Raw genomic sequence first — 9,198 nt, 5'->3', positions numbered from 1 at the left:
CCGGCCCGCCGCGGCGACCTCGCGCAACGCGTCCGTGAGCCGGTCGGAGCGGTCCTCGGGCGCGGCCGGGCCCGACGGGTCATGAGGCATGGGTGGCCTCCTTCGTCCCGGTCATGGTCTCAGCCTCCTCGGGCGACAGATGGCGGGCGAGTGCGGCGCGGCCCCGGGCCAGCCGGGCCTTGACCGTCCCGACAGGCGCGCCCGTCTCCGCGGCGATCTGGTCCACACTCAGATCGCACACGTGGTACAGGACCACGGCCAGCCGCTGCGCCGGGGGCAGTGCGCGCAGGGCGGCGACCAGGGCGACGTGTTCGGGGCCGGGTCCCGGGGTCTGCTCCGGCGGGCTGTCCTTGCGGACGAGTTCCAGCCAGCGCCGGGCCCGGCGGAAGCGGCTGACCGCGAGCCGGGTGGCGACCGTGCGGATCCACGCCTCGGGCGCCTCGGCCGCGTCGAAGGACGCACGCCGGTCCCAGGCCCGGACGAAGGCCTCCTGCACCACGTCCTGGGCCTCGGCGTGGTCGCCGGTGAAGGCGTACAGCTGCCCTACCAGGCGGGGGAAGGCAGCCGCGTAGAAGGCGTCGAACTCCTCCTCGGTCATCCGCCCCCCCGTGCCCTGTGTCCCCGTGTCCCGGTCCCCCGATACGGAGAGGCGATCCCGGCGTGGAAAGTTCCCGGTGACCGGATGCAACCCGGTCCCCTCGCGGTGCGTACAGACGATGTCCGCACACCTCAGGGGGGAACTTCCATGTCCACGCACGACTCGACCGATCGCCGCCCGCGCCGCGCGCGTACCGCTCTCGGCGCCCTCGCGGCGGCCTGCGCGCTCGTCCTCTCCGCGACCGGCTGCGCGGCCACCACCTCGTCGGCCGGCACCTCGTCGTCGGGCACCTCGTCGTCCGGCACCGAGCCGGCCGCCGGGGGCTCGCACCGGCCCACCGCCGCGCCCCGCCGGTCCGCGCCCGCCGTCCCCGAGCCGGCCGCCCTCGCCCGGGCCAGGGTCAACATCGGCGAGGGCGCGACCGTCGGCGTCGGCATGCCGATATCCGTGACCTTCCCCAGCCCGGTCCCGCGCTCCCAGCGGGCGGCGGTCGAGCGCCGGCTCTCCGTCGGCACCGAGCCCGCCGTCACCGGCGCCTGGAGCTGGGTCAAGGACCGCAACCTGTTCGACGGGCAGCGCGTCGACTACCGTCCGCCCGCCCACTGGAAGCCCGGCACCCGCGTCACCCTGCGCGTCGGCAGCCACGCCGTACGGCACTTCACCATCGGCCGCTCGCTGACCGCCACCGTCGACGTGCGCCGCCACACGATGACCGTCGCCGAGGACGGACGGCCCACCGCCCGCATCCCGGTCACCGCCGGCCGGCCCGGCCTGGACACCTGGAACGGGACGATGGTGGTGATGGACAAGCAGCCGAAGGTCTACATGGACTCCCGGACCGTCGGCCTCGGTGACGCCTACCAGGGCTACTACGCCTGGGCGGTGCACCTCACCGCGTCCGGCACCTACCTCCACCAGAACCCCAAGGCCAACACCTACGCCGGCCGGGCCAACGTCACCCACGGCTGCGTCGGTCTCGCCACCGACGGCACCGCCGAACGCTTCTACCGGCGGATCATCCCCGGCGACGTCATCCGGGTCACCGGCTCGAAGGACACCGTGGAGGCCGGCAACGGCTACGGCGACTGGAACCTCACCTGGGACGAGTGGCTGGCCGGCAGCGCGACCCGCGGGAAGGGGAGCTCCGGCTCGCCGTCCCACTCGTAGCACGTCAACTGATCGGCACCTCTTGCGAGTTACGGCACCCGCCCCTAGGTTAAGCGCGCCATTAAACGCACTTAACCGCATACTTGAGCGAGGTCGCCGTGCCGTACCGCGCAAGACCGCACCGCCGTTGGACCCGCACCGCCGCAGTCGTCCTCGCCGTCGCGGCGGCGTCGACCGGCGGGCCGGCCGCGGAACCGGCCGAGGCCGCCCCGCCGCAGCGCGTCCAGCGCGTCGAGTACTTCCCGGGTCCCGGCGCCGAGCCCCGCCGGGTGACCGTCCCGGCGGACACGCCGGCCGCACGGCGTGCCGACCGCGCGCCGGACCCGGCGGTGCGGCCGCTCCAGCGCACCGGGCCGGTCTCCGGACGGCTCGACCTGGTGGTGACGGGCGACGGCTACACCGCGGGCCAGCAGGACGAGTTCGCCGCGGACGCCGCGGAGAAGCTCGACGCGATCTTCCGTATCGAGCCGTACCGGAGCTACCGCGGCCTGTTCAACATCTGGCTGGTCGGCGCCGTGTCCCCCGAGTCCGGTGTCTCCGGCGACCCCACGGCCGACGTGGTGAGGAAGACCGCGCTGGGCTCCGCCTTCTTCTGCGACGGCCTGGAACGCCTGTTGTGCGTGGACACCGGCGCGGTGACCCGGTACGCGGCCCTCGCGCCGGACGCCGACATCGTCTTCGTCGTCGCGAACTCCGCCAAGTACGGCGGCGCCGGCTACTCCGCCCCCGATCTGCCGCCGGGCTCCCCCTTCCACGGCGTGGCCACGATGTCCTCGGACAACGACCGGTCGTACCTCATCGGCGCCCACGAACTGGGCCATTCCATAGGCGAGCTGGCCGACGAGTACCAGTACCCGGGCTACGGCCCCTACCCCTGGGCCGAGGAGCCCGCCGCGGCCAACCTCACCCTCCGCCGCGACCCGGCCGAGGCGAAGTGGCGCCGCTGGGCCGGGGTCCAGGACCCGACCGGCTCGGTCGTCGGCACCTACGAGGGCGGCGGCTACTACGAGACCGGCGTCCACCGCCCGACCGACACCTCCCTCATGCGCACGCTGGCCGCGACCGAGTTCAACGTCGTCGGACGCGAGGCGATGATCGCCGGCTTCTACGCCGACGCGGACGCGCTGACCTCGCCCGTCCCCACGGCCGAGCCGGTCCGCGGCACCCGGCCGATCACCGTACGCCTCGCCCCGCTGACCGGCCTCGCCGACCTCCGCCTCACCTGGTCCGTCGACGGCAGGCCGGTCCCCTGGGCGACCGGCCTGCGCACGGTGACCCCGTACGCGCTGGGCGCCCGCGGCCCCGGCCACCGCGTCACCGCGACGGTGACCGACCGCACGGCGGCCCTGCGGGACCCGGCGGCCCGTGCCCGCGCCGCCAACTCCCTTACCTGGACGCTGCGTTGACCGTCCCGCGCCCGGACCGGCCGCTCGGAGAGCAGGGGCCGGTGTGACGTTCGAGGCGGCGGGTGCGCTGGGGAGGCAGGGCGGATCTTCGTGCGCGAAGCCCTCGCGCACCGGTTCTCGATCCGCCCCGTGAAAGGAGATCCATGCGCAAGCGCGCCGCCTCCGCCGTGCTCGGTGCCGTCGCCGTGCTGGCCGGCCTCGCCGTCCCCGGCGCCGCCGCCGACGAGACCCAGGGGGACGTCCTGATCAGCGACGTCACCTTCGAGGGGGGCAAGAACATCGTGGTCGACATCTACGACAGGACGGTCACCGTCTCGGGGACGTTCACCCATCCGTCCGGCATCCAGGACGCCGACTTCGTCCTGTGGCGCGGACCGGCCGGCGCGAACCCGTACCAGGTCTACGACGACCGCTTCGTGTCGAACCAGTACTACGTGCACGCCGACTGCGTCGCCTCCAGCGCCACCACCTCCACCTGCTCGCAGACGTTCACCTTCGAGCCGGACTGGCTGCTCACCAACGCCCACGCCGGCACCTGGAAGGTCAGCGTCCAGGGGGTGGCCAACGACGACAGCTGGACGCACACGCCGGAGTACACCACGACCCGTCTGCAACGGCAGTCCGCGCTCACCGTCAACGCGGGCCCGGAGCCGGCCGCCAAGGGCACGGCGCTGACGGTCACCGGCAAGCTGAGCCGGGCCAACTGGGACACCCTCGACCGCCGGGGGTACGCCGGCCAGCCGGTCCAGCTCCAGTTCCGCAAGGCCGGTACGACGACGTACACCACCGTCAGGACGGTGACCACCTCCAGCACCGGCACCCTGTCGACCACGGTCACGGCGGCCGAGGACGGCTACTGGCGCTGGAGCTTCGCGGGCACCTCCACCACCCCGGCCGTCAAGGCCGCCGGAGACTTCGTGGACGTGCAGTAGGCATGTCGTCGTAGCGGGAGGGGCGGAGGCTCCGGTCCCGGGAGCGCGCTCGTCAGGGAGCGGACCCGATGTCCCCCGCGAAGACGATCATCTGGTCGATGCGGCCCTGCCGCAGGTGGACCACGTCCGTCCCGGCCAGCCGCGGTCCCCCGTCCGGCGTGGTGAAGGCCCACCGATAGCGGGCCCACTCGCCCGGCATGTCCACCGCCGAACAGCGGACCATCGTGCCGGCGCCGGCGGGGTGCCGCCGGAGGTCCAGCACGAACCGTTCGACCGCCGCCACACCCTCGCTGCGCCCGAGCGGGCCCCAGAACACCACGTCCGAGGTCAGCGCCTGGGACAGCAGCCCGATCACCCGAGCGTCGTCCCGGGCGTTGAACGCGGAGAGAAACATGTCGATCGCCGACTGAGCGGATTCTTCCAGCATGCAGCAGTCATACCAGCCGCACACGGCAGCCTGATAAGCCGTCACCCCACGTATAGCATCGGCCGGAAGCGCCCGCAGGACCGCCGGGTGCCGGAAAGAGGCGATGCGAACGATGTGGCCGCGAGTCAACGGCATGCGCGCGATGGAACTCGGCACCCCCGACGCCATGAGGGCCGAGCTGAACGCGCTCGTCCTGTCCGGTGCGAAGACCGCGACGACCGGTCTGCTGGAGGAGTACGCCAAGGAGACCGAGGGCCTGGAGTACGTCGGCGAGAAGCTGGCCCTGGTGGACGCCGGGGGACGGCCCGTCGGCGTCATCGAGATCACCGGCGTCGAGGTCACCCCCTTCGCCGACGTGACCTGGGAGCACGCCGCCGCCGAGGGCGAGGGCGACGCCTCCCTGGAGGAGTGGCGCGCCGGCCACCGCCGCTTCTGGGAGGGCTTGGGCACCCCGGTGCGGGACGACACCCCGGTGGTCTGCCTGACCTTCCGCCTGCTGGAACACGCCTGGCACCCAGCCGGCCAGGAGGTCTAGGACGGCCTCGTCCTCCCGGCACCGGGTCCGCGCACGAGCGGCCCGATCCGCCCGGCCGGCGGCGGCAGGCCGCGGGAACAGCCGCGGAACTGCGTGATCCCCAGCCATACGCCGTGAGCGCCGCTTCTCTCCCGGGGGCGGTGCGGTAATGCGCGGGAATGGGCCGGGTGGAATCCGGAGGGTGAAGGACGGAAAAAGGGCTGGGGCCCGCACTCCGAGAGTGCGGGCCCCAGCCACAAGGTGCGCGAGCGATGTCTCGCGGCGTTCGCGTCAGTGTCAGGCGGGAACGATGTTCTCGGCCTGCGGGCCCTTCTGGCCCTGCGTGACGTCGAAGGTCACCTTCTGGCCTTCCTGAAGCTCGCGGAAGCCGGTGGTGGCGATGTTCGAGTAGTGCGCGAACACGTCGGCGCCGCCGCCGTCCTGCTCGATGAAGCCGAAGCCCTTTTCCGCGTTGAACCACTTCACGGTGCCAGACGCCATATTGAATCTCCCTTGGGGGGCAGTGCCGGATCCGCACTTTGCGGAACCGAGTCGCCGCAATGATCACCCCTCCGGAAGAATCCGGAAAGCTCTGCAAAGAAAAAAATCTCTGGCAACCAAAACTGCAACTGCTATCACGCTAGCACAGGCAGGGCGGAACCGGTCGGGTGTTTTGTGGGCCGTCCGGTAATTCTCTTCCCGCCGTGGTCGCTCTTTCTGTATCGGCGGGACTAGGTTTCCGTGCCGCGGTCGTCCAGCTTCCGGCGCATTTCCCGGTTCACCCGGAGGGCTTCGTCGAGCTGGTCCTCCAGGGAGACGATGCGGCACGCCGCCTCGATGGGCGTGCCCTGGTCGACCAGCTCGCGGGCGCGGGCGGCGATGCGCAACTGGTGTCGCGAGTACCGGCGGTGGCCGCCCTCCGACCGCAACGGGGTGATCAGACCGGCTTCGCCGACGGCGCGCAGGAAGGCGGGGGTGGTACCGAGAACGTCGGCGGCCCGCCCCATGGTGTAGGCGGGGTAGTCGTCATCGTCGAGGTTGCCGGCGACGGGGGTGTTCTCAGCGGGCACAGCACACCCTAACTCCGACAGGTACGGAGATGTGTGCCCGCCGTGACAGATGTCCTGGGCGCCCGCCGGGCGCCCCCCGCCCGGAGAGACATGCGGCACAAGCGCCGCAAAAAGCGCCTCCGCGGGGTAACCGGATCCGAGTAAGGGCTGTCGGACGTACTGTTGCCGTTTGACAACTATAGCCGTGAGGCAACAAAGTAACCGTGTCGGACGTGCGCGGGGAAGGACCTGGAATGCTCCGGTGGACGGAGACAGCTCCGTGTGCTGGTCGCCGCAACCGAGAGGCGAGGCTGACACCGGCGCCGCGAACGCGGGTTCAGGCGGTCCGGCTGCCGGAACCCGGGACGCCGTGTATCTGCGTCGCCGCGGCGGCGCAGAACGCCTCCAGCCCCTCCAGCAGCGCGACGCGCTTGGCCGGGGGCATATCCGCCAGCACCGTCTGCAACTCCCGCTCCCTGCGGGCACGCAGATCGGCGAGGAACGCACGGCCGCGACCGCTGAGGTGCAGCCGCACCTCGCGCCGGTCCTGGGCGCTCACCGCGCGCTCGACGAACCCGGCGGCCACCAGCCGGTCGCACAGGCGGCTGGTGGACGGCGGCGTGGAGGCGAGGGACTCGGCGAGCGTGCGCAGGTTGATGCCGTCGTGGTGCTCCAGGATGTGCAGCACCCGCAGCTGGGAGGCGGAGGTGGGCGCGGTGGAGGCCCGTCCCCACACGACCTCCAGCAGCTCGACGGCCGTGGTGGTCACGCGTGCGACCTCATCGGGCTCTGGGCGGCGGCGGAAGGCAGTCACGGTCACACTCTCGCAAGCACTGGGGTGCCTGTCAGCGTACTAGGCGCACCCGCCGGCCACAGATGACTCGGTGCGATCGACGCGGTCCGTTCCGCGGCCCGGCCTCATGAGCGAGGCCCGTAGGTCGTCCGGCGAAAGATTGGTGTGTTTCCCATTGAACAGATTCGAAGCCGCTGAACGCGCGCTGCGCACAGCGGCTCCCCATGAGTTGCCCGACGCCATCCGTGCCGTACTGGTCGAGCAGTACGGCGCGGAGGACGTCGAGCTGTTGATGGCCGACTACGGCCTGACGGTGCTCCAGCCGGTGTCCGTGCCGCCGCACGCGCCGGAGCCGGACCCCGTGTCCGTGTACAACAGCCCGGCCGGCCGCGCCTTCGGCTCGCAGAAGCCGTACTGCGAGGTCGTACGGGACGGGCGGGCACGCCTGCACCTGCCGGTCAGTGTGCGCGGCGACCGGCTCGGCGTGCTGTCGGTGACCCTGTCCGGCACCGAGGCGGCGCGCCGGTACGAGGACGAGCTGGCCGAGGTCGCCGACGTGCTGGGGCGCGAGATCCTCGTGGCCGAGCGCGACACCGACCTCTACCTCCAGGCGCGGCGCAAGGACCGGCTCACCCTGGCCGCCGAGATGCAGTGGCAGCTGCTGCCCGGACGCTCCTGCTCCCGCGCCGAGTACGACCTCGGGGCCCAACTGGAGCCCGCCTACGCCATCTTCGGCGACAACTTCGACTGGTCCGCCACCGCCGACCGCCTGATGCTCTACGTCACCAACGGCATGGGCGAGGGCATAGAGGCGTCCCTGCTGACGAACCTGGCCATCAACGCCCTGCGCAACGCCCGGCGGGCCGGTATCTCCATCGCCGACCAGGCGGCCCTGGCCGACCAGGCCGTCTACGCCCACTACCAGGGGCGCTGCTACTTGTCCGTCCTCATGTTCGACTTCGACCTGGCGACCGGCCGGGCGAGCGTGGTGGACGCCGGCTCCCCCCAGCTGCTGCGGCTGCGGGGCGGCACCGTGGAACGCGTCACCTTCGACGCCCAGCTCCCGCTGGGCATGTTCGAGGAGACCGACTACGTGGCGCAGGAGTTCCGGGTCGAGCCCGGTGACCGCCTCGTCTTCGTCAGCGACGGGGTGCACGCCGTGGCGTCCCCGAAGGGCGAGGCGTACGGCGACGCGGCCCTGGCCAGCGCCATCCACTCCACGCGGCTGCTGCCCGCGGCCGAGGTGCCCGGCGCCATCCTGCGCGAGCTGACCGGCCACCGCGGCAAACCCGTGGCCGACGACGACGCCCTGGTGGTGTGCCTGGACTGGCGGGGGAGGCCGTCGGTCCGGTGACGGTCCTGCGGGCCGAACGTGAGGATCGCGTGGTGGTCGCGCCGGACCGCCCGCGCTAACGTTTGTCATCCGGCAATGATTGCCGGATGGTTCGCCATCGGGGCGGGCCCCAGGGCTCGCAGCGAGGAGACGATGCGGTGGCGGAGCACGACACGGCCCCCGGGGTGGCGCGGGAGCTGGGCGGATTCCTGGAACGGCGCCGCGAGCAGATCGCCCAGCGGTGGGCGGACGCCGCCCTGTTCCGCACGGTCTTCACCGTCTCCCGGGACGAGGCGGTCGAGGCCGGCAAGGCCGTGGTGGACGCCCTGGCCGAGGTGGCCCGCTCCGGACGGCTGGAGGATCTCCGGGCTCCCGGCTTCGGCACCGTGCGGGACCAGCTCGGCCGGATGGCCGCCGCCCGCGTCCGGGCCGGGTTCGCCCCGTCCCAGATCGCCGACGAGGTCGCCGGCCTGCGCGCCCCCGTGGCCGCGCTGCTGCGCGCCGAGTCCGCGGACCCGGCCGACGAGCACGCGCACGCGTCGATGCTCGCGCTGACGGCTCTGCTGGGCACGCTCCGACTGGTCGTCATGGAGACGACGGTGAACGCGGGCGAGGAACTGATCGCCCGGCAGCGCCAGCAACTGCTGGAAGTGGCCACCCCGGTCATCCAGCTGTGGGAGGGCGTCGTCGCCGTCCCGCTGATCGGCACGCTCGACAGCGCCCGCAGCCAGATCGTGATGGAGAGCCTGCTGGAGGCGATCGTGGGCCGACGGGCCCGGTACGCCATCCTCGACATCACCGGCGTGCCGACCGTCGACTCCCTCGTGGCCCAGCACCTGATGAAGACGGTCGCCGCGGCCCGGCTGATGGGCGCGGAGTGCATCGTCTCCGGCATCCGTCCCGCGATCGCGCAGACCATCGTCCACCTCGGCATCGACCTCGGATCGATCATCACCCGGGCCGGTCTCGCCGACGCCCT

11 protein-coding genes are annotated in these 9,198 nt (G+C 72.2%); 6 read left to right on the top strand and 5 right to left on the bottom strand.

Translation table 11 applies throughout. The features are described from left to right. Window positions 1–79: 79 nt before the first annotated feature. Window positions 80–598: a SigE family RNA polymerase sigma factor gene (locus CCN44_RS36560; RefSeq protein WP_059250153.1), complete on the bottom strand. Its 519-nt coding sequence runs from the start codon at window positions 596–598 to the stop codon at window positions 80–82. A 147-nt stretch (window positions 599–745) separates the two neighbouring features. Here CCN44_RS36560 and CCN44_RS36555 point away from each other — a divergent pair, with 147 nt between their 5' ends. The 3 genes from CCN44_RS36555 (at window position 746) to CCN44_RS36545 (ending at window position 4,103) form a co-directional block, all read left to right on the top strand. After that, window positions 746–1,765 (top strand): L,D-transpeptidase, encoded by a 1,020-nt coding sequence (locus CCN44_RS36555; protein ID WP_086702973.1) that lies wholly within the window; start codon window positions 746–748, stop codon window positions 1,763–1,765. A gap of 83 nt (window positions 1,766–1,848) precedes the next feature. Beyond that, window positions 1,849–3,171 (top strand): M64 family metallopeptidase, encoded by a 1,323-nt coding sequence (locus CCN44_RS36550; protein ID WP_237481010.1) that lies wholly within the window; start codon window positions 1,849–1,851, stop codon window positions 3,169–3,171. Between the two features lie 143 nt (window positions 3,172–3,314). Continuing rightward, entirely contained in the window at window positions 3,315–4,103 is a 789-nt protein-coding gene (locus CCN44_RS36545; protein ID WP_059250156.1) for a hypothetical protein, read from the top strand. A gap of 52 nt (window positions 4,104–4,155) precedes the next feature. Here CCN44_RS36545 and CCN44_RS36540 read toward each other — a convergent pair whose 3' ends face one another. Further along, entirely contained in the window at window positions 4,156–4,530 is a 375-nt protein-coding gene (locus tag CCN44_RS36540) for a nuclear transport factor 2 family protein (protein WP_059250157.1), read from the bottom strand. A gap of 112 nt (window positions 4,531–4,642) precedes the next feature. On the opposite strand from CCN44_RS36540, the gene CCN44_RS36535 reads away from it, so the two are divergent. Beyond that, entirely contained in the window at window positions 4,643–5,065 is a 423-nt protein-coding gene (locus CCN44_RS36535) for an ASCH domain-containing protein (protein WP_059250158.1), read from the top strand. Window positions 5,066–5,341: 276 nt separating this feature from the next. Here CCN44_RS36535 and CCN44_RS36530 read toward each other — a convergent pair whose 3' ends face one another. From CCN44_RS36530 to CCN44_RS36520, 3 genes are all read right to left on the bottom strand, one after another. Next, window positions 5,342–5,545 carry a cold-shock protein gene (locus CCN44_RS36530; RefSeq protein WP_030736617.1) on the bottom strand — a complete coding sequence of 68 codons (204 nt, stop codon included), beginning with the start codon at window positions 5,543–5,545 and terminating at the stop codon, window positions 5,342–5,344. A gap of 230 nt (window positions 5,546–5,775) precedes the next feature. After that, on the bottom strand, window positions 5,776–6,114 hold the full coding sequence (locus CCN44_RS36525; protein ID WP_059250159.1) for a helix-turn-helix domain-containing protein: 339 nt from the start codon (window positions 6,112–6,114) through the stop codon (window positions 5,776–5,778). 316 nt (window positions 6,115–6,430) lie between these two features. Continuing rightward, window positions 6,431–6,862, bottom strand: coding sequence for a MarR family transcriptional regulator (locus tag CCN44_RS36520; RefSeq protein ID WP_059250160.1), 432 nt, complete (start codon window positions 6,860–6,862; stop codon window positions 6,431–6,433). A 199-nt stretch (window positions 6,863–7,061) separates the two neighbouring features. Here CCN44_RS36520 and CCN44_RS36515 point away from each other — a divergent pair, with 199 nt between their 5' ends. Beyond that, window positions 7,062–8,240, top strand: coding sequence for a PP2C family protein-serine/threonine phosphatase (locus CCN44_RS36515; protein WP_086702968.1), 1,179 nt, complete (start codon window positions 7,062–7,064; stop codon window positions 8,238–8,240). A gap of 137 nt (window positions 8,241–8,377) precedes the next feature. Then, window positions 8,378–9,198: STAS domain-containing protein (locus CCN44_RS36510; protein ID WP_414820545.1), on the top strand; the 821-nt coding region annotated here is incomplete at its 3' end.

The sequence above is a fragment of the Streptomyces tricolor genome, assembly GCF_002155905.1.
Taxonomy (GTDB): Bacteria; Actinomycetota; Actinomycetes; order Streptomycetales; family Streptomycetaceae; genus Streptomyces; species Streptomyces tricolor.
This window is presented reverse-complemented; position numbering and strand designations above follow the sequence as displayed.